Annotated in this window: 18 protein-coding genes; 8 read left to right on the top strand and 10 right to left on the bottom strand. The window is 64.0% G+C overall.

Annotated features, from left to right (window positions below):
- Positions 1–6: 6 nt before the first annotated feature.
- The 4 genes from FJ428_RS13555 to FJ428_RS13540 form a co-directional block, all read right to left on the bottom strand.
- On the bottom strand, positions 7–459 hold the full coding sequence (locus tag FJ428_RS13555) for a hypothetical protein (RefSeq protein WP_140879564.1): 453 nt from the start codon (positions 457–459) through the stop codon (positions 7–9).
- Between the two features lie 61 nt (positions 460–520).
- Positions 521–1,891, bottom strand: coding sequence for a glutamine synthetase family protein (locus FJ428_RS13550; RefSeq protein WP_140496308.1), 1,371 nt, complete (start codon positions 1,889–1,891; stop codon positions 521–523).
- Between the two features lie 99 nt (positions 1,892–1,990).
- Positions 1,991–3,547: an amino acid permease gene (locus FJ428_RS13545; protein ID WP_140496309.1), complete on the bottom strand. Its 1,557-nt coding sequence runs from the start codon at positions 3,545–3,547 to the stop codon at positions 1,991–1,993.
- Positions 3,548–3,566: 19 nt separating this feature from the next.
- Positions 3,567–4,385, bottom strand: coding sequence for an N-formylglutamate amidohydrolase (locus tag FJ428_RS13540; protein ID WP_140879563.1), 819 nt, complete (start codon positions 4,383–4,385; stop codon positions 3,567–3,569).
- 142 nt (positions 4,386–4,527) lie between these two features.
- Here FJ428_RS13540 and FJ428_RS13535 point away from each other — a divergent pair, with 142 nt between their 5' ends.
- The 3 genes from FJ428_RS13535 (at position 4,528) to FJ428_RS13525 (ending at position 9,914) form a co-directional block, all read left to right on the top strand.
- Positions 4,528–5,352, top strand: a complete 825-nt coding sequence (locus FJ428_RS13535; protein WP_140879562.1) for a MurR/RpiR family transcriptional regulator — start codon at positions 4,528–4,530, stop codon at positions 5,350–5,352.
- Positions 5,353–5,631: 279 nt separating this feature from the next.
- Positions 5,632–6,786 (top strand): efflux RND transporter periplasmic adaptor subunit, encoded by a 1,155-nt coding sequence (locus FJ428_RS13530; RefSeq protein ID WP_140879561.1) that lies wholly within the window; start codon positions 5,632–5,634, stop codon positions 6,784–6,786.
- Positions 6,783–9,914, top strand: coding sequence for an efflux RND transporter permease subunit (locus tag FJ428_RS13525; RefSeq protein WP_140879560.1), 3,132 nt, complete (start codon positions 6,783–6,785; stop codon positions 9,912–9,914). The genes FJ428_RS13530 and FJ428_RS13525 overlap by 4 nt, the downstream gene beginning before the upstream one ends.
- 55 nt (positions 9,915–9,969) lie before the next feature.
- Here FJ428_RS13525 and FJ428_RS13520 read toward each other — a convergent pair whose 3' ends face one another.
- From FJ428_RS13520 to FJ428_RS13495, 6 genes are all read right to left on the bottom strand, one after another.
- Positions 9,970–10,377 carry a GtrA family protein gene (locus tag FJ428_RS13520; RefSeq protein ID WP_140632457.1) on the bottom strand — a complete coding sequence of 136 codons (408 nt, stop codon included), beginning with the start codon at positions 10,375–10,377 and terminating at the stop codon, positions 9,970–9,972.
- Positions 10,374–11,195 (bottom strand): ChbG/HpnK family deacetylase, encoded by an 822-nt coding sequence (locus FJ428_RS13515; RefSeq protein ID WP_140632454.1) that lies wholly within the window; start codon positions 11,193–11,195, stop codon positions 10,374–10,376. Before FJ428_RS13515 ends, FJ428_RS13520 begins: the two co-directional genes overlap by 4 nt.
- Positions 11,192–12,178, bottom strand: coding sequence for a glycosyltransferase family 2 protein (locus FJ428_RS13510; RefSeq protein WP_140560287.1), 987 nt, complete (start codon positions 12,176–12,178; stop codon positions 11,192–11,194). The genes FJ428_RS13515 and FJ428_RS13510 overlap by 4 nt, the downstream gene beginning before the upstream one ends.
- Positions 12,171–13,337, bottom strand: coding sequence for a glycosyltransferase family 87 protein (locus FJ428_RS13505; protein ID WP_140879559.1), 1,167 nt, complete (start codon positions 13,335–13,337; stop codon positions 12,171–12,173). Before FJ428_RS13505 ends, FJ428_RS13510 begins: the two co-directional genes overlap by 8 nt.
- A 227-nt stretch (positions 13,338–13,564) precedes the next feature.
- On the bottom strand, positions 13,565–14,602 hold the full coding sequence (locus tag FJ428_RS13500; protein WP_140879558.1) for a zinc-binding dehydrogenase: 1,038 nt from the start codon (positions 14,600–14,602) through the stop codon (positions 13,565–13,567).
- Between the two features lie 30 nt (positions 14,603–14,632).
- Positions 14,633–15,871 carry an acyl-CoA dehydrogenase family protein gene (locus FJ428_RS13495; protein ID WP_140879557.1) on the bottom strand — a complete coding sequence of 413 codons (1,239 nt, stop codon included), beginning with the start codon at positions 15,869–15,871 and terminating at the stop codon, positions 14,633–14,635.
- A 120-nt stretch (positions 15,872–15,991) separates the two neighbouring features.
- Between FJ428_RS13495 and FJ428_RS13490 the strand changes: the two genes are divergently transcribed.
- From FJ428_RS13490 to FJ428_RS13470, 5 genes are all read left to right on the top strand, one after another.
- Complete coding sequence (locus tag FJ428_RS13490; protein ID WP_140513710.1) at positions 15,992–16,807, top strand: SDR family oxidoreductase; 816 nt, start codon at positions 15,992–15,994, stop codon at positions 16,805–16,807.
- A gap of 24 nt (positions 16,808–16,831) precedes the next feature.
- Positions 16,832–17,332, top strand: a complete 501-nt coding sequence (locus FJ428_RS13485; RefSeq protein ID WP_263483366.1) for a MaoC family dehydratase — start codon at positions 16,832–16,834, stop codon at positions 17,330–17,332.
- Positions 17,329–18,360 carry a phosphotransferase family protein gene (locus FJ428_RS13480; protein ID WP_140879556.1) on the top strand — a complete coding sequence of 344 codons (1,032 nt, stop codon included), beginning with the start codon at positions 17,329–17,331 and terminating at the stop codon, positions 18,358–18,360. Before FJ428_RS13485 ends, FJ428_RS13480 begins: the two co-directional genes overlap by 4 nt.
- 17 nt (positions 18,361–18,377) lie before the next feature.
- Entirely contained in the window at positions 18,378–19,154 is a 777-nt protein-coding gene (locus tag FJ428_RS13475) for an SDR family oxidoreductase (protein ID WP_140879555.1), read from the top strand.
- Positions 19,155–19,258: 104 nt separating this feature from the next.
- Positions 19,259–19,903 (top strand): TetR/AcrR family transcriptional regulator, encoded by a 645-nt coding sequence (locus tag FJ428_RS13470; RefSeq protein WP_140496323.1) that lies wholly within the window; start codon positions 19,259–19,261, stop codon positions 19,901–19,903.
- Positions 19,904–19,927 lie beyond the last annotated feature (24 nt).

Genomic DNA, 19,927 nt, shown 5'->3' with positions numbered 1-19,927 from the left:
TATGCGTCACGGCTGCACATCAGGCTCAAAAGCCGGCCTGGTGTAATCATGCCCTGGGCAAAGCGTAACCTTGCCTGTCCATATGCCGAAAAGCGGATGGTCGATATTTTCCCGTGGAAGTTCGTAGCTAGCCTGCGCTGGCTCCGCCATTCCCGGAGGAGTCTTGTCCATGGTAGCCATGTTCGGCTTTCGATAGCCCTCGGGCCATCCCTCCAGTTTAAAATCCACGCGTTCGTTCGCAAGGTCGACATGGGACGCCCGATAGTTTGCGCGCAACCAGGCGCGTGCCTGGCTGTGCCCGTTCGGGCTGTTCGCCCACCATTCCTCCCGCTGTCGCGCCGACGGCGGCAAGCGGCCGCCTATTATTTGCTCAATCTCCGCGAAGCTCATGGACATATGGCCTTGGCCCGAGAACAGAAGATGCTCGAAAAGCGGATGGTATTTGGTTCCTTCGGTCATCGCATAAATCTAGTTCAATCCGCGTTTCCGATCAAGGTAAGGGTAGTAACTTACTATCTTTCTAGTATCGCTCGAACCCCCTGTGCAGTTCCCAATCCGTAATGCGGCGGTCGTATTCGAACTGCTCCCATTTGGCGGTGTGGACGTAGTGTTCGAGCACGTCCTCGCCGAGCGCCTGTTTCAGCATCTTCGACTTGGCCAGCGTGTCGGTGGCGTCGCGCAGCGTCTTCGGGATCTCCGGCAGGCGCGAGGCCTGATAGGCGTCGCCGACGAAGGGCTTCTGCAGCTCCAGCTTCTCGTCGATGCCGGCAAGGCCGGCGGCGATCAACGCCGCGAAGGCGAGATAGGGGTTCAAGTCGGCGCCGCCGATGCGGCACTCCATGCGGATGCCCTTGGTGCCCTCGCCGCACAGGCGGAAGCCGGCGGTGCGGTTATCTTCGCTCCACATGATCTTGGTCGGCGCGAACGTGCCGGCCTGGAAGCGCTTGTAGGAATTGATGTAGGGCGCCAGGAACCAGGTGAACTCCTTGGCGTATTTGAGTTGACCCGCCGCCCACTGCTGGCCGAGGCTCGATAGCGTCCAGTCGGCTTGTCTGTCGAAGAAAAGCGGCGTCTTGCCGTCGGCGCTCCAGAGCGAATTGTGGATGTGGCTGGAATTGCCGGCGAGCCCGTAATTGTACTTGGCCATGAAGGAAATCGCCTTGCCTTCGGATTCGGCGATCTCCTTGGCGCCATTCTTCAGGATGACGTGGCGATCGGCCATGTCGAGGGCCTCGGCATAGCGCACATTGATCTCTTCCTGACCCGGCCCCCACTCGCCCTTCGAGTTCTCGATCGGGATGCCTGCCGCTTCCATTTCGTTGCGAAGCCGTCGCATGACGCCTTCTTCCTTGGTGGTGATGCCGATCTGATAGTCGCCGATATAGGGCGAGGCGGTGTCGAGGCCCTGCCAGTGCTTCTTGCGGGCGGAATCGTAGGTCTCGCTGAAGAGGTAGAATTCGAGTTCGGAGGCGAAATAGCCGATATAGCCCCGCTCCGTCAGCCGCTTGACCTGCTTCTTCAGGATGGCGCGCGGGGAATGCGGCAGGTCGTCATGGGTGTGGTGATCGAGCACGTCGCAGATCACGAGCGCCGTCTTTTCCAGCCACGGAATGCGCCGCAGCGTCGCGAGGTCGGGCTTCATGACGAAATCGCCATAGCCCTTCGACCAGCTTGCCGCCTTGTAGCCGGGCACCGGCTCCATATCGATGTCGGCGGCCAGGAGATAGTTGCAGCCATGCGTCTCGTCATGCGCGGAATCCACGAAGTACTGGGCCAGGAACCGTTTTCCCGCCAGCCGTCCCTGCATATCGACGATGCAGGCCAGCACCGTGTCGATCTCCCCGCCGGAAACCGCTTTCTTCAACTGATCGAACGAGAAATTTCCGGCCATTCCTTTGGCGCTCCAGTGCTTGTCATTTTGGGCTTGTCGATTTCGAAGGGTCGAAGCCATGGCCGGCGATACGCGGGCCATGGCTGTGAGATGCTGGCCTCAGTGGCCGGTTTCGCCGACGGCCTGCTCAGCCGCCTTGATCGCCGCTTGGCGCGCCGCGATGATGTCGCCGAGCGGCGGACCCTGGAAGCGGTTGCGCTCGAAGGCAAACCAGACGATCGCGGTCAGGATGAAGAAGCCGACGGTGATGTAGAGCGCCCAGTCGTTCGGCGGCTGGATGCCAATGACGAAGATCAGGATCATCGACACGATCGACAGGACCGCAAACAGCATGAACACGCCGCGCCCCATGTTCCACGGTCCCATCTTGTCCCATTTGGGCGTGCCCCAGGCCAGCATGCCGAGCACGATCGGCACGGTGAAGGACAGGAACAGGAAGATGACGGTGCAGGACACCACGATGGTGTAGGCCGAGGTGCCGGCGACCGAAACCAGCGTCGAACCCCAGACGAACAGCACCGACAGGATCGATGCCGTCCAGATCGCGGCCACCGGCGTGCGGTAGGTCGGGCTGACCTTGGCCAGTGCCGACGAACCCGGCAGGCCGCCGTCACGCGAGAAGGCGAAGATCATGCGCGAGGCTGAGGTGACGGTGGCGAGGCCGCACAGCAGCTGAGCGATGAACACGACGAGGTAGACGAACTCCTTGAGGCCAGGGCTGACGCGCTGGTCGAAGGCCCAGAAGAACACGTTCCAGCCTTGCTTGGCGGCATCGTCCATGTTCGGGATCATCAGCACGAAGGCGGCCAGGAACAGATAGCCGAAGACCGCCGACCAGATCACCGACATGACCATGGCGCGCGGCACCGAGCTGGCCGCCTTGATGGTCTCCTCGGACGTATGCGCCGAGGCGTCGTAACCGGTGATGGTATAGATCGGCAGCAGGAGGCCGAGCGCGAACACCCAGGCATTCGAAACCGACGGCCAGACGCCGCCTCCGGCATCGCCGGAGTAGTTATGGAAGGTGAACAGCCGGCTGAAATCCCAGGTTTCGGCGGAGAGCAGGCAGACCACCGCGATCAGGATCGAGCCGAAGAAGATGAGGTAGCCCGAGAAGTCGGTGAGCTTGGCCGTCAGCTTGATGCCGAGATGGTTGATCAGCGCCTGGGCGCCGGTGATGATGACCAGAAAGATCATCTGGTTGGTCAGCGTGCCTTCGATGCCGAGCGCCGGTCCGAAGGCGCCGATGAAGAACGTCCAGGTGCCGACATTGATGGCGCCGAGCACGGTGATCAGGCCGAGCAGGTTGAGCCAGGCCGTGACCCAGCCGGTGCCGCGGTTGCCCAGGATCGAGCCCCAATGATAGAGCCCGCCGGCCGTCGGATAGGCCGAGCTGATCTGCGACATGGCGACGGCGAACGTCAACGAGACGAAGCAGCCGACCAGCCAGCCGATGCCGATGCCGATGCCGCCGGCGCCCGACGTTGCCTGCGCCAGCGAATTGATGCCGCCCGACAGAATGCAGATGATGGAGAAGGAAACGGCGAAATTCGAAAAGCGGCTGAGGCGCCGCTCCAGTTCCTGGGCGTAGCCCATGCTGTGGAGGACCTTGACGTCCTCCGCCTTGTCAACTTCGGTATATCCAGGTGCTGCCATTTTTAGTCCCCTTGCGTTCTCAGCTAGCCGATTGAACTGACTTTCCCGTTGCGTGTTCCCTGGCGCCCCTGGTCTCCTCGGGTTCCAGATCCGAAAAGATGCCTGTGAGCAAATCCGCCCATTTCCGCTGCCCGGTCTCGCCGGAGATTTCATCGTTGCGGATTTCGATCATCGCGCAGGGCAGCCCGCGCGGGCGCGCATGGCGTTCCAGCGTGAAATAGACGCGGTCGGCCGGCGAATAGGGTTCGTTGACGCCGACGGTGATGCCGGCAAGGTGCCGCAGCGCCGATATCAGCGGCGCCGCCAGCCGGCGGTCGTCATCGTGGATGATGCCGATATGCCAGGGTCGGTCTCGGCCTTTGTAGACCGGCGTGAAGGAATGCACCGATACCAGCCGCGTCTCCTGGCCACGCGCCAGCCTGTCTTCGACAATATGCTCGATGGCGTTATGAAACGGCTGCCAGGACAGGGCGACCCGCGCCGCGCGCTGCTTTTCCGACAGGCCGGTGTTGCCCGGTATGGCTGTGGTTTCGCTGACCGGCGGCACCAGGTCCGGCGCGTCAAGCGGCCGGTTGCAGTCGATGACGAGACGCGAAATGCAGGTTTCGACCAGCGTCGCATCGAGCGCCTGCGCCATGCGCAGCGCAACGGGCAGCGCGCCCGGGTCCCAGGCGATGTGACGCGACAGGTCCTCGGCGGTGAGGCCGAGCGTGCCGAATTCGGCGGGCAGGAAATTGGAGGCGTGGTCGCAGGTGAGCACGAAGGGACTCGATCCGCCCGGGTTGGTCACCCTTACGGCATCAGGCGATGCAAGGCTGGCGGGCCGTGCTTTCTCCATAGTCTGCGGTCCCCGGGGAGCGCTGTATCGTATGTTACGTATTTTGCCTCATTGCGTCCCTATGGATGATTTCATACAGTTTGCCCGGCTTTGTCAAATGCGATTTGGGGAAAACACCGTCGGCCGGCCATGGATGGGAAAGATGATTTCCAGTATTGCCGAATTGATCGCCGACCGCATCGGCACAATGCCGGCCGGCGAGCGGCGCGCGGCCCAGACGCTGATAGCGAGCTATCCGATGATCGGTCTGAAGACTGTCGCCGAATTCTCGTCCGCGGCCGGCGTGTCCTCGCCGACGATCCTGCGTTTCGTCGCCAGGCTCGGCTTCCAGAACTATCCGGAGTTCCAGTCGAGCCTGCAGGACGAACTGGCGGCGCAATTGCAGTCCCCTGCGACCCGCACGCTCAATCCGCCCTTGCCCGGCGGCACGGCGTCGCCGATGCTGGAGGCAACGCTCGACAATATGCGCGAGACGTTCCGGCACCTGTCCGACAAGCAGCTTGCCGACATCGCGTCCCGCCTCGCCGAGCGTCGCGGCAAGACATTCCTGATCGGCGGCCGCTTCACCGATCCGCTGGCGCGCTACATGGCCGCCCACCTCGCCATCATCCAGCCTGACGTCATTCACCTCGCCGGCCAGGAAAGCATGTGGCGCGACAGGCTGATCGATATCGGCAAGCGCGACGTGCTGGTCATTTTCGACATCAGGCGCTACCAGGACAGCCTCATCCGCTTCGCCGAGAAGGCGCATCAGCGTGGCGTGCAGATCGTGTTGTTCACCGACCAGTGGCTGTCGCCGATCGCCCGCTTCGCCCGTCACGTCATCGCCGGGCGAACCGCCGTGCCTTCGGCGTGGGACTCCTCGGCGGCGCTCTTCGTCGTCGCCGAAACGCTGATCGGCGCCGTCACAAGGCAACTCGAGGCCGACGGCGCCCGGCGCATCCGCGAGATGGAAGGCCTGCGTTGATGCAGCCCGGGATAAGTCTGGAACGATTTCGGTCCGAAACTGGCGTCGGGGCGGCATAGCCACCGTTGTAATCTCGAAAGCCCGGCTCGAAGTGAACTAAAAAATCAAAACGGCACGAACACCGGCAACGTTACGCATATTTAATGTGCGCGGACACTGAAGAATTGTCATAAAGGCACGATATCGGGGGCTTGCTTCTTGCCTTAGAATAGCCCCGCTGCGTCTGCTTATTTCGGGAAACCGGTGGACGGAAGGATTGTTTTGCCAACCGGAGTGCCGATGGCCGCCTGGAAACAGATACTTTTCGCCCTTGTGGTGCTGGTGGTGGCGGTTGCCGCCTGGCTGCGCTTTTTCCCGGGCGCGCCGGACGTGCTGGCGCGCTGGGGAATAGACTGGGCCTACGCGGCAACGCCTCCGGCTGAAACCGGCGCCGGCACGAAATCCGCTGGCGGCGAGCGAGCCCGTCAGGTCAACGTCGTCGTCGTGCCCGCTATTTCCGCGACCATAAACGATCGGCTCCAGGCCATCGGCACCGGCCGCGCCAATGCGTCGGTGACGGTCAACCCCTACTCCTCCGGCCGTCTCGCCGAATTGCTGGTTTCGTCCGGCACCCATGTCGACAAGGGACAGGTCATCGCGACCCTTGATTCCGAAACCGAAGTGATCGCCCAGGACCGTGCCCGGCTCGCGCTTCAGGACGCACAGGCCAAGCTCGACCGGGTCAGGTCGCTGCGCGCCTCCAATGCGGCGACACCGGTCGCCGTCGCCGATGCCGAAGTGGTGCTGGCCGGTGCCAAGCTGACGCTACAGGATGCGGAACTCGCCCTGCACCGCCGGTCTGTTCTCGCCCCGATCTCCGGCACGGTCGGGATCCTGCCGATCTCCGCCGGTAATTATGTGACCAACCAGTCGGCGATCGCGACGCTCGACGACCGTTCCTCGATCCTTGTCGATTTCCTGGTGCCGGAACGCTTCGCGGCCGCCGTCAAGATCGGCGCGCAATTGTCGGCGACGCCGATCGCCAATCCCGGCAACAGCTATACCGGCACGGTTTCGGCCATCGACAACCACATCGACGAGAACAGCCGTACGCTTCTGGTCAAGGCGACGATCGCCAACCCGGCCGATTCGCTGCGCGCCGGCATGTCGTTCGCCATCACCATGAAATTCCCCGGCGAGACCTATCCCGCCGTCAGCCCGCTGGCGATCCTGTGGGGCTCGGAGGGCGCTTACGTCTGGGCGGTCGAGAACGGCAAGGCCAAGCGGGTGCCGGTGCGCATCATCCAGCGCAACACCGAAACCGTGTTGATCGACGCGGAGCTGGACAGTGGCGACATGGTGGTGACCGAAGGCACCCAGAGCGTCAGCGAGGGAGGCGAAGTCCGCATCGCCCGCGGAGAGCAGCGCGCCGCGAACGCGGCCGAAGGCTCATGACCGGAGCCGTCAACGCCGCCAGCGAGACTGGCTTTACCGCCCTGTTCATCCGCAGGCCGGTCATGGCCTTGGTGCTGAATGTCCTCATCGCGGTCGCCGGCCTCGCCGCCTTCTATGGCGTCGAGATCCGCGAGCTGCCTGATGTCGACCGCGCCGTCGTCACCGTTTCCACGACTTTCGAAGGCGCGGCGGCCGAAACGGTCGATCGCGAACTGACCGACACGATCGAGGGAGCTGTTGCCCGCGTTTCTGGCGTCAAGTCGATCTCCTCGACCTCCTCCTTCGGCTCGAGCCGCGTCACCATCGAATTCAACGACGGCGTCGATCTCAATGTCGGGGCCTCGGATGTGCGGGATGCCGTCGGCCGCGTCGCCAACCAGATGCCGGAGACGGCCGATCCGCCGCGCATCGTCAAGGCCGACGCCAACTCCGACCCCGTGATGCGCCTGGCCGTCACCTCCGACACCATGTCGGTACAGGACATGACCGTTGTGGTCCAGGACCAGATCGAGGACGAACTGGCTGCCGTTCCAGGCGTCGCGGACGTCCAGGTCTATGGCGACCGCGACAAGATCTTCCGCATCGACGTCGACCAGAACAAGCTCGCCAGCCTGGGCTTCACCGTCGCCGACCTCAGGACCGCCCTTGCCTCGGTCGCCTTCGATTCACCCGCCGGCTCGATCACCACGACCAATCAGGACCTGATCGTTCGCACCACGGCCGATGTGACGACGCCGGAAGAATTCGAGAACATCATCATTGGCGGCACGACGCGCATCCGCGATGTCGCTACCGTCACGCTCGGCCCCGACATCGGCCAGACCACGTTGCGTTCGGACGGCAAGACCGGCATCGGCATCGGCATCATCCGCCAGGCGGAATCGAACACGCTGGATATCTCCACCGGCGTCAAGGCCGCCGTCGAGAAATTGCAGGCAAACCTGCCGGAAGGCATGTCGATCAAGGTCACCAGCGACGACGCGGTGTTCGTCAACGGCGCCGTGCACGAGGTGGAGATCGCGCTCGCGCTTTCCGTCTCCATCGTTCTGGTCGTCATTTATGCCTTTCTTCTCGACTGGCGCGCCACGCTCATTCCGGGCCTGTCGATGCCCGTCGCCATGATCGGCACCATTGCGGCGATCTATCTCGCTGGTTTCTCGATCAACATCCTGACGCTGCTGGCCCTGGTGCTGGCGACGGGGCTTGTCGTCGATGACGCGATCGTCGTTTTGGAAAACATCGTGCGGCGGCGCAATCAAGGCATGGGGCCGCGTGCCGCCGCCGTGCTCGGCGCACAGGAGGTGTTCTTCGCCGTCATCGCCACCACCCTGACGCTGGTTGCCGTCTTCGTGCCGATCTCCTTCCTGCCGGGCCAGACCGGCGGCCTGTTCCGCGAATTCGGCTTCGTGCTCGCCATGTCGGTGCTGTTGTCCTGCGTGGTCGCGCTGACGCTTTGCCCCATGCTTGCCTCGCGCATGCTGTCCACTGCTGCCCTCCACCACGAGGGCGGCAACGGCGTCGGCGCACGCATCGGCGGCGCGCTGAACGCGGCCTACCGGCGCAGCCTGCATGTCTGCCTCGACGCGCCGTGGATCGTGGTGCTGGTGGCGCTGCTGTTCGCCGGCACCGCATTCGCGCTGTTCGGCACCATCCGCCAGGAATTGACGCCGACCGAGGATCGCGCGGTCGTGCTGCTTCGCATCAGCGCCCCGCAAGGCGTCAGCCTCGACTACACGACGCAGCAGATGCAGAAGATCGAAAAACTGATCCAGCCGCTGCGTGATTCCAGCGAAATCGTCAGCACTTTCGAGAGCGCCGGCCAGAACGGCGCCTATAATTCAGGCTTCATGGTGATGACGCTGGCGCCCTGGGACGAGCGCAGCCGCAGCCAGCAGGAGATCATGGCCGAGATCAGCCAACTCACCCGCCAGGTGCCCAGTGTGCGTATCTTCCCGGTGCAGCCCAACAGCCTCGGCATCCGTGGCGCCGGCAACGGCCTGCAGTTTGCGCTGGTCGGCAACGACCGCAAGGCGCTCGGCGACGCGGCCGTCAAGATCATCGCCGAGATGCAGAAGGATCCGCGTTTCCAAACGCCACGCCTTTCCATCGACCCGACGCAACCGCAGCTTTCCGTTGCCATCGACCGCGAGCGCGCCTCCGATCTCGGCATCGACATCACAGGACTGGCCAACACCATGCAGGCCATGCTCGACGGCAACGACGTCGTCGATGTCTACATCGCCGACCGCAGCTACGGGGTGAAGCTGGTTTCGACCACCAACCCGATCAACGATCCGACGGACCTGGAGAACGTCTTCCTAAAGACGGCTGACGGCCGTTTCGTGCCGATGTCGACCATAGCCACGCTGACCGAGCGTGCCGTGCCGCCCTCGCTGTCGCGCGAGCAGCAGCAGCCGTCGGTGGCGATCACGTCCAACCTCGGCGGCGATTTCGCGCTCGGCTCGGCCCTTACGCGCGCCGAGGAAATCGCAACACCGCTTCTGCCGCCGGGCAGCCGCATTGTGCCGTTGGCCGAGGCGGCGACGCTGGGTGAGACCAACAGCGCCATGGTCACCATCTTCGGTTTTGCCCTGGTCATCATCCTGCTGGTGCTTGCCGCGCAATTCGAGAGCTTCGTCAGCGCCATCATCATCATGGCGACAGTGCCGCTCGGCCTCGCCTGCGCCATCTTCGCGCTTCTGCTCTCGGGCACCAGCCTCAACGCCTACAGCCAGATCGGCTTGGTGCTGCTGGTCGGCGTCATGGCCAAGAACGGCATCCTGATCGTCGAATTCGCAAACCAGCTGCGCGATCGCGGACTGGGCGTGCGCGAGGCGATCGAACAGGCCTCGACCATTCGCTTGCGCCCGGTGATGATGACAATGATCTGCACCGTGCTCGGCGGCGTGCCGCTGGTGCTGGCGGCGGGCGCCGGCGCCGAGGCCCGTATCGCGCTCGGCTGGGTGATCGTCGGCGGACTGGGCCTGGCCACCGTCTCGACGCTGTTCCTGACCCCCGTCGCCTATCTCTTGCTCGGCCGCTTCGTCACGCCGAAGACCCACGAGGAGGCGCGGCTGAAGCGCGAACTCGAGGAAGCCGCCTACACCGATGTGGAGCCGGCTGAATAGGGAAATTCCAGGAGACCGTGTAGCGGGTCCGGAATTTTCGTGGGGAAACAGCCTGCTATTTCAAGAGACGGCCCTCGATCGACCAGCGCGCGGCGAGGAAATTCAGCACCGCCGCCACAACCACCCCGCCGATCTTTGCCGGCCACACGCCGACGACGCCGGCGAACACCGCGATCGCGAGGCTGGAGACACCAAGCGAAATCAGCGCGCCGAGCGAGGCGAAGCGAAGAAAGGCATGATGCAGCCGGATGGCCGGATCGCGCTCGAACGACCAGAAGCCGTTGGCCGCGAAGGAGAAGGTGACGGCAATGAACCAGGACGCAACGTTGGCGGGCAGCGGCGGCACGTGCAGCTTGAGCAGCAGAAAGAAACCGGCAAGGTCGATGGCCGTGTTCACCAGGCCGACAATGGCGAAGCGGATAATCTTGTTGCCGGTCGAACGCCGGGACTGATCGGCACTCATGCTGTGCCGTCCATGATGCCGACACGCGCGCGAGCCAGGTTTGCGCCGAAATGATCGGAGGCGAGAACCGCGAATTCGACTTCGCGCACATCTTGCATCGGGTCGCGTGCACGCAACGTCTCGTCGACATGCCCGGGATGGCACATGAACAGTCCCTCTTCCGGCAGGCTTTCAACGGCGGTTTGCAGGGCGGGCGCGAACTTTTCCGGCTGCCGCCAGTCATAGATGCCGGCGAGCGGCGCCCTCACGGTGAAGCCGGCGCGCCGCATGGATCGGTTGAAACCAGTTGCCAGGGCGGCGATCGCCGCAATTTTCGATGCCGCCGCTCCGCTGCCGGCCAGTGCCGGCGCGCCGCGCAGCCACGGTCTGCCGGCATCTCCGGCGAAACGCCCCCGCAGCCATTTGCGCACGACAGGCAGGAAATGCACATGCTGGTGGCCGTCGATGAAATCGGGCCGGTGTCCGAGCGCCTCGACGAAGCGGCCAAATTGGGCGTCGAGCTCGGCATGGACGTCGCGGGTCTCGATGCCGCCACGCAGGATCGGCAATGCCAGCGAGCGGAGCGGCGGCAGCCGGCCTTCCGGCGCCAGGCTTGACGGGCCGGTCACGGCCGGCTGGTCCGTCAAGGTCAGATGCAGGCCGACGGCGACCCGGCCGCACAGCGGCTTGATGCGTTCCGCCTCCCCCGGCCATTCCGCGAAACCGGTCATGCAACCGGTGCCCGTTAGCCGCCCGCGATCGAGCAGGTCGAGGATCGCCGCCGAGACGCCGGGCGCCAGGCCGTAATCGTCGGCGATCAGGCGGATGCCGCGCATCATGCCCCGGAAACGCCCGGCGCCGACCTGGCGGGAACATCGCTGCGCACGATATCGCGCACGATGTAGACCGGGCGATCCTTGCTTTCGCTGAGCGTGACCCAGACATATTCACCGATCAGCCCGAGAAGTGTCAGGTTGAGGCCGCCGAGCAGCACCACGGCGACCAGCAGGCTCGGATAGCCTGGAACGGCAATGCCGTAGAACAGCACCTCGAAGAGCACTTTCGCGCCGTAGACCGCGCCGGCAAACGCCGCAAGCAGTCCGCTGAGGCTGATCAGGCGCAGCGGAATCACCGAAAAGGACGTAAACCCCTCTAGCGAAAAGGCGATCAGGTTGAGCCGGCTCCATTTCGACTTGCCGCTGGCGCGGTTTTCCGGCGAATAGGATATGGCCTTCTGGCGGAAGCCGGCCCAGGCGAACAGGCCCTTGTTGAAGCGCCTTTTGTCGCGCAGGCTGGTCAATGCGCGCGCCACGGTGCCGCGCATGACGCGAAAGTCGCCTGCATTCTCGGGAATATCGAACCGCTGGCTGCTGTTGATCAGGCTGTAGAACAGTTTCGCCAACTGGCTGCGCCGCCAGCTTGCCCCGCGCCGGTCGTTCTGCGCGTAGACGACGTCGACGTCCGGATTCTCAGCCAGCTCGACGATCATCTTCAGGCTGGTCTCCAGGGAGTGCTGCAGATCCGCGTCCATGACAAGCACCATGTCGCCCCGCGAGTGGTCGAGGCCGGCGAGCACGGCGACCTCCTTGCCGAAATTGCGGCTGAGGCGCACGATTTCCCAGGATCCCGAAAGTGCCTGCGAAAACCGCCCGGCGCTATCGTCCCGGCTGCCGTCGTCGACCAGGATCTTGTGGACTTGCATGCCGAAGCGGCTCGACACCGCCGCCTCGAGCGCGTCGAGCAATGCCGCGAAAGCCGTCGCCGATTGCGCCTCGTTGAAGAACGGCGCCACGATATCGAGTGTCGGGCGCATCTCAGCCATGGGCGACAGGCTCCGCATTCACCAATTTTTGCCGCGCCTTGGCCCAGAACCACCATATCAGGAAGCAGGCGATGAAAGTGACCGTGATCGGCCGAAACCAGGGATAGAGAAAGTCATGCATGTGGCGCTCGACACCGGTCAAACCTGTCAGGAATAAAGTCATGGACAGCACGCAGGCCAGGACGCCACCTTTTTCTTCGCGCCACAACAGGGCAATGGCAAGGCCGGCGGGAACCGCGATCATCGCATAGGTGTTGGGCTCGACGCGCGGGTTGAAGACGCACATGTAGAAGGCGGCCGCCAGGAAGATCGCGAGTCCGGCCGCTCCTTGTTCGAGCTTGCGGTCGAACCAGAGCACGATCGAGAGCGTCAGCAGGCCGATCACGACGCGCACCGCCGTGGCAGCCGAGTCCGGAACGGGCAGCCCCATCTCGATAAAGGGCGCTGTGAAATCGGTAGGAACAAAATGGCTGGTCTTGTCGACGGCCATCGACGTCAGCATGCGGGCAAAATCGCCATACTGCTCGTTCAGGTAGCCGGCGGGAGCGAAAGCGTAGGGGATGGCGAGCACGAACAGCACCGCGAGCACCAGCACCGGTATCAGCCGCGGGCGCAACGCCCCCACCAACAGCAGCATGATGATCGCGGTCGGCTTGGCCGTTATGGCAAGCGAGGCCCAGAAAAAGGTCTCCGCACGCCGTCCTTCCAGTGCCGACAGGGTCAAGAGCCAGCAGGCGCCGGTCAGCAGGATTGTCGCCTGGCCGTTGCGAATGGCGCCCAGTGTCATCGGCAAAGCGAGAAAGAGGCCGAAGGAAAGCAGCCAGGTCTGCTCCTGCCCGCCCAGCTTGCGCACCTGCCGCGCCGCGGCAAGGGTGAGAACGGCGAAACCGAGGGCATGCCAGACCAGCCCGCCAAGATGCGGTCCCAGATTCAAGAACGGAATATAGAGCGCGGCGAAGGCGGGCGTGTAAAGGTATCCCATCTCGGACTCAAGGTCGTAGAGCGGCCGGCCGGCGAGAAACTCCACACTGCCATATCTGTAGGCGTGCAATACGGTGCGCGCATCGGGCGACCACAGGACCAGGCCAAGCACGACCGCGAATGCCCCGATCCACAGGCTAAGCCCCAGGCGGTCGAAAACCGGCTTGGAAATCCTCATCAAGCACCCCACACCAATCCGGAACAGGCCCGGTCCGGCACTGTCCCAGCGTTCATTGGCGGCGGCATATCACGGACAAAGCGGGGTGGCATAGGGGGATCGAACGGCGTGGCCGCCGATGACATTGAACCATCGCAGCCAACAAACCACCCTCTTTCCGGCCCTCGAACATTATAGCAGCTGTGCTCTGGATGGACCGGAATGCAGTTCAACCGCACACCCCTGCTTTACGGCCGAATGAACACCTTGCCATTGGGCTTGGCCAATTCCGCCGGCACGCGCGCCATCGCCTCGGCCAGCGGCACCACAGCCGTCACGTCGGTCGTCCAGCGCCCGTCGGAAAAGCGCTTCTGCGCCTCGAGGATCGCAGGACCGCGGCGGTCCTTATGCTGCCGCATCCATTCGCTCAGCCAGAAGCCCTCTATGTGCTTGTGCTGGAAAATCAGCTGGCCGGGTTCGCGGATGATCGTGGCTTCGGGATCGAGGCGTCCATAGATGATCCAGCGCGAGCGCTTCGGCATGGCGTTGAAGATGGCCGAGGCCAGTGGCCCGGTCACCGCATCGAGGAAGATGCGCGGCTGTTCGGCCCTTATAACTTCGCGCAGCGAGGCTTCGAAATCGGGAGACTTCTCGTTGAGCACATGGGCGGCGCCGATTTCCTTCAGCAGCGCGATCTGCTCGTCGCGGCGCACGGTGACGATGGGCCGGAACCCTTCCTCCTTGGCCAGACCGAGGATCAGCTTGCAGAGCTGGCTGGCGCCGGCGGTCATGATGAAGGCCTTTTCGCCCTCTCGGCTGACGATGTCGAACATGGCGAGCGCGGTGAGCGGATTGACGATCATGGCAGCCCCATCCTCGTCGCGCACGGTGTCGAGGAGCGGAATGCAGCCGGCGGCTTCGGCAATGGCATATTCGGCCCATGAGCCCCAATTGGAGAGCCCGGTGGCGAAGGCAACGCGCTTGCCGACGAGGCTCTTGGGATAGGACTCGTCGCCGCCGGCAACGATCACGCCGACGCCTTCGAAGCCGGCCGGCCGGCCCTTGAGCCGCGGCTGGCCGTACTGGCCCTTGATGAAGGCGACATCGGACGGATTGATCGACGCAAGGCTGACCTTGATCAACACTTGGCTCGGTCCCGGCGCCGGCACTGCGATACTGCCTGGCTCAAGATAAGGCTCCATCGCCTCCAGCACGCTGCCGCTCGGCGTCCTGGTGTAGCCGTCGCCGACCAGCAGCAGCGCCTTCATTTCGGACGGGATGCTCATCGGCTTTCTCCCCGCTCGGACCGGGCCATCTCAGACCTTCTCCTGCGTGTATTTCTTCAGCTCCGCCCGCGCCACTTGGCGGCGATGCACGGCATCCGGCCCGTCGGCGAGGCGCAGCGTTCTGAGATGCGTCCACGAGCGCGCCAGCGGCGTGTCCTGGCTGATGCCTTGCGCGCCGAACATCTGCACCGCCTCGTCGGTGACCTTCAGAGCCATGCGTGGCGCGACCACCTTGATCTGGCTGATCCAGGGTGCGGCGGCGCGCGCGTCGCCCTGGTCGATCATCCAGGCCGCCTTGAGGCAGAGCAGGCGGGCCATCTCGATCTCCATGCGGCACTCCGCGATGATATCGAAATTGGCGCCGAGTTTCGCCAATGGCTGGCCGAACGCTTCCCGGCGGACCGAACGCTGGCACAGCAGCTCCAGCGCCATCTCGGCCTGGCCGATGGCCCGCATGCAGTGATGGATGCGGCCGGGGCCGAGGCGCCCTTGCGCGATCTCGAAACCCCTGCCCTCGCCGAGGATCAGGTTCGAAGCCGGCACCAGCACATTGTCGAAGCGGAGATGCATGTGGCCATGCGGCGCGTCGTCGTCGCCATAGACCTGCATCGGGCGCAGCTTGCTGACACCCTTGCTGTCCGCCGGCACAAGGATCATCGAATGGCGCCTGTGCTTCGGCTCTTCATCGGAGGTCTTCACCATGACGATATAGATGGCGCAGCGGGGATCGCCGGCGCCAGAGGCCCACCATTTCTCGCCGTTCAGCACATAGCTATCGCCGCGCCGTTCGCAGCGCATCGAAATGTTGGTGGCATCCGACGAGGCGACGTCCGGCTCGGTCATCAGATAGGCCGAGCGGATCTTTCCGTCGAGAAGCGGCTCCAGCCAGGCGTTCTTGTGCTCCGCCGAGCCGTAGCGCTCCAGCACCTCCATGTTGCCGGTGTCGGGCGCCGAGCAGTTGAAGGTCTCGGCGCCGAGATGCGCCTTGCCCATCTCCTCGGCCAGATAGGCGTATTCGACAGTGGAAAGACCGTAGCCGCGTTCCGAGCCGGTCAGCCAGAAATTCCAAAGGCCGCGCTCCCTTGCGGTCGTCTTCAGCCCTTCGAGGATCTCGGTCTGGCGCCGCGTGTATGTCCAGCGGTCGCCCGCCTTGCCGACTTCACCGAGGAATTCCTTGTCGAGCGGAATGATCTCGTCGCGCACCATGGCCGCGACGCGCGCGTGGATCGGCCTCAGCCGCTCCGTCATGCCGAGATTCATCTCCGTCATCGGTCGCTAACCCTTCATTCAGGCCGGGCATTTTGTCAGTGGCTAGGATGACCGTACTTCGGATAGCCTTGTCAACGCGAACGCTTTCCCCGATCCGCCGATGAAAGGCGCAGGAGTTCGATGAGCTATCTCGACGATCTTTTTTCGGTGGCCGGCAAGACCGCGCTGGTCACGGGCGCGGCGACCGGCATCGGCCGCATGGCGGCGACGGGCCTCGTCAAGGCCGGCGCAACGGTGATGATCGCCTCGCGCAAGGGCGAGGACTGCATCAAGGTCGCCGAGGAATTGAACGGGTTTGGCGCGCCGGGCCGGGCGGAAGGCTTTGCCGGAGACGTTTCCAGCGAGGCCGGCATTGCCGCCTTGGTCGGCGAGGTCAAGACGCGGGCCGAACGGCTGCATATCCTGGTCAACAATGCCGGCGTGTCCTGGGGAGCGCCACTGGAGAGCTTCCCCTATCATGCCTGGGCCAAGGTGTTCGGCGTCAACGTCACCGCCGTCTTCCACCTGACCCGCGAACTGCTGCCGCTGCTCGAAGCCGCCGCCAGCGACGAGGATCCAGCCCGGGTGATCAATCTGGGCTCCGTGATGGGCACGCAGCCGCTGGCCGACGACGCCTACTCCTACACCGCCTCCAAAGCGGCCGTTCATCACCTGACGCGCACCCTGGCGCTGGAATTCGCCGGCCGCCGCATCACCGTCAACGCCTTTGCCCCTGGGCCCTTCCAGAGCCGGATGACGGCGTTTGCCACTGCCACTGAGGAACAGGCCAGGCATGTCGGCAGCCACGTTCCGATCGGCCGTATCGGCGCCCCGGATGACATTGCCGGCGCAACGCTCTATTTGTGCAGCCGTGCAGGCAGCTATGTCACCGGCGCCATCCTGCCGATTGACGGTGGACAGTCGGTGCAGCATGGGCTGACCCTGTTCAAGGAATGACATGTCCGGCCGGGGAAGCCGGGGATGAAACTGGAGGACATCCGCGTGGAACCGATCAGTCTCGATGTGCTTCTGGCCAGCGTCGGCAAGGAGGTGGGCGTCTCGCCATGGCGGGTGGTCACGCAGCGCATGATCGACCAGTTCGCAGACGCTACCGACGACCACCAGTTCATCCATTGCGATCCCGAGCGGGCCAAACGCGAGACGCCGTTCGGCGGCACCATCGCGCATGGCTTCCTGTCGCTGTCGCTGTTGTCGGCAATGACCTTCGAGACCATGCCGCCGCTGGAAAACGGCAAGATGGGCGTCAACCACGGCTTCGATTCGCTGCGCTTCCTGGCGCCGGTGAAGACCGGCGCGCGCATCCGCACCCGTTTCGTGCTGGCCGACGTCAAGGTCAGACCCTCGGGCTGGGTGCAGACCGCGCATGACGTGACGATCGAGATAGAGGGCTCGAAGAAGCCGGCGCTCACCGCCCGCTGGCTGACGCTGACCCTGATCGAACGCCAGCCAGAGACCGCATGAGCGACCCGAACGCGCTCGACCAGGCAGCGCTTTCGCCCTATCTCGAGGCGCGGATCCCCGGTTTTGCCGGGCTTTCCGCGATCGAAAAATTCAAATCCGGCCAATCCAACCCGACCTATCTGCTGACGGCGGCCAGCGGCTGCTACGTGCTGCGCGCCAAGCCGCCGGGGCAATTGCTGAAATCGGCACACCAGGTCGACCGTGAATTCAGGGTGATGAGCGCCCTTTCGGGCACCGCCGTGCCGGTGCCACGGATGCTGCACCTCTCAGCCGAGAACTCACCGATCGGCCGCATGTTCTACATCATGGATTTCATCGACGGCCGCATCTTCTGGAATCCGGCACTGCCGGAAGCGCGCGACAATGGCGAGCGCGCCGCCATCTACGATGCCATGAACGCCACGCTCGCCGCCCTGCACGGCGTCGATATCGAGGCCGTGGGTCTCGGCGATTTCGGCCGGCCGGGCAACTATTTCGAGCGCCAACTGGCGCGTTGGACCAGTCAGTACCGCGCCTCGGAGACCGGTGCCATTGCCGACATGGACCGGCTGATCGACTGGCTGGAGACGCACAGGCCCGCCGACGACGGCCGTGTCTCGCTGGTGCATGGTGACTATCGGCTGGACAATCTGATATTCGCGCCGGACCGGCCGAAGGTGATGGCGGTGCTCGACTGGGAACTGTCCACATCAGGCCATCCATTTGCCGATATCGCCTACCAGTGCATGCAATGGCGCCTGCCGCATAGCTCGGGCTTTCGCGGCCTGGGCGGTATCGACCGCGCCGCGCTCGGACTGCCTTCGGAAGAGGACTATGTCGCCACCTATTGCCGGCGGCGCGGGCTCACCGGCATCGGCGACTGGACGTTCTTCCTCGCCTTCTCCTTCTTCCGGCTGGCCGCGATCTGCCAGGGCGTCTACAAGCGCGCGCTGGACGGCAATGCCTCGAACCCGGAAAAGGCCAGGACCTATGGCGAGGCGGTGAAACTGCTTTCGCACCTCGCCGCGAAACTGATCGACCGAAACTGATCGACGAGAAATAATCGATGGGCCGCTTCGACGGAAAAACGGTGTTGATCACGGGTGCCGCGGGCGGGCTTGGCCGCGGCGCCGCCAAAGCTTTTGCCGCCGAGAGCGCGCGGCTGGTCCTCTCCGACCTCGATGAACCAACCTTGAGGAGCTTTGCCGAAACGCTCGATGCCGAGACGGCGGTCCTGGCCGGAAACATCGCCGACGAGGCGCTGTCGCAGGCGCTGGTGGCTCTGGCGGTCGAAAGATTCGGCCGGCTGGATGTCGCGGTCAACAATGCCGGCATCGTCCAGAGTTTCGTGCGTTTGCCGCAGGTCGCCTCGGAGGAGGCGCGCCGCGTGATCGAAATCGATCTGCTCGGCGTCTTCTATGCCATGAAACACCAGATCCAGCAGATGGAGCGGCAGTTCAAGGCTGACGGCAAGGGCGGCGCCATCGTCAACATCGCCTCCGCCGCAGGACTGGGTGGCGCGCCGAAGCTCTCGATCTATGCCGCCGCCAAGCACGGAGTGGTTGGGCTGACCCGGTCGGCGGCAATTGAATACGCCAGCAAGGGCCTGCGCATCAACGCGGTCTGTCCGGCGCACACGAGAACGGCGATGGTCGACAGTTTCGTGCGCGTCTCCGGCGCTCCGGAAGCTGACGCCTTGGCCGAACTGACGCGCGGCGTGCCGATGAGGAGGGTGGCCGAAGTGGATGAGATCACCACGGTGATCCTGTTCGCCGCCGACCCCGCCAACTCCTTCATGACCGGCCACACATTGGCTGTCGACGGCGGCGTCGGCGCCATCTGACGCCTGCCGCCTGGGAACCTGCGACGGGAACCAGCGAGGCCCTTGTCCGTTTCCGTACAGCGTATATAATTCAGTTGGCCCCCAACCAGCAGAGGCAGGCGATATTGCCGGTGAGCGCCCAGACACGCCGCGAGAAACAAAAGGCCGAACAGCGTTCCGAACTTGTGGAGGCCGCGCACAAGCTCGTGCAGGAGGAAGGCTATGAGGGCCTGACCATCCGCAAGCTGGCCAAGCGCGTCGGCTACGCGCCGATGTCGGTCTATTCCTATTTCGCCGACAAGCAGGACATATTGTTCGCGCTGGCCGAAGATGCGTTCGAGACGCTCGCCCGGCGCATCGAGGAGCATCCTTCCGACGATCCGATCGAGGCGCTGCAAGCAGTGATGACGGAATACGCCGCGTTCGGACTTGGCAATCCCAATGAATACCGCACCGTCTTCATGACCGAAAAGACCAAGCTGCCGGCAGGCCGGAGCTACGAGGACATGGAAGAAAGCAACCCGGCGATGAAGGTGCTGATCAGCAGGGTCGAGGCCTGCGTCGCCGCGGGGAAGTTGCAGGGTGATCCGCGCGCCATCGCCACCATGCTGTGGGCGGTCGGCCACGGCACCATCTCGCTGCTGATCACCTTCCCCTTCTACCCTTTCGGTGATCCGCAGGCTTTCGTGAAACGGATGTGCGATTTCACCCTTGCCACCCTCAGCACGCAGAACGTGCCCCCGCTGACCGAGACACCGGTCAACTGCTGAACGATATCTCCTTGCGTTTCCACG

It is taken from the genome of Mesorhizobium sp. B2-8-1 (assembly GCF_006440955.1).
In the GTDB taxonomy this organism is placed as follows: domain Bacteria; phylum Pseudomonadota; class Alphaproteobacteria; order Rhizobiales; family Rhizobiaceae; genus Mesorhizobium.
Note: the sequence above shows the minus strand (reverse complement) of the source record. Positions and strands in the feature narration are given on the sequence as shown.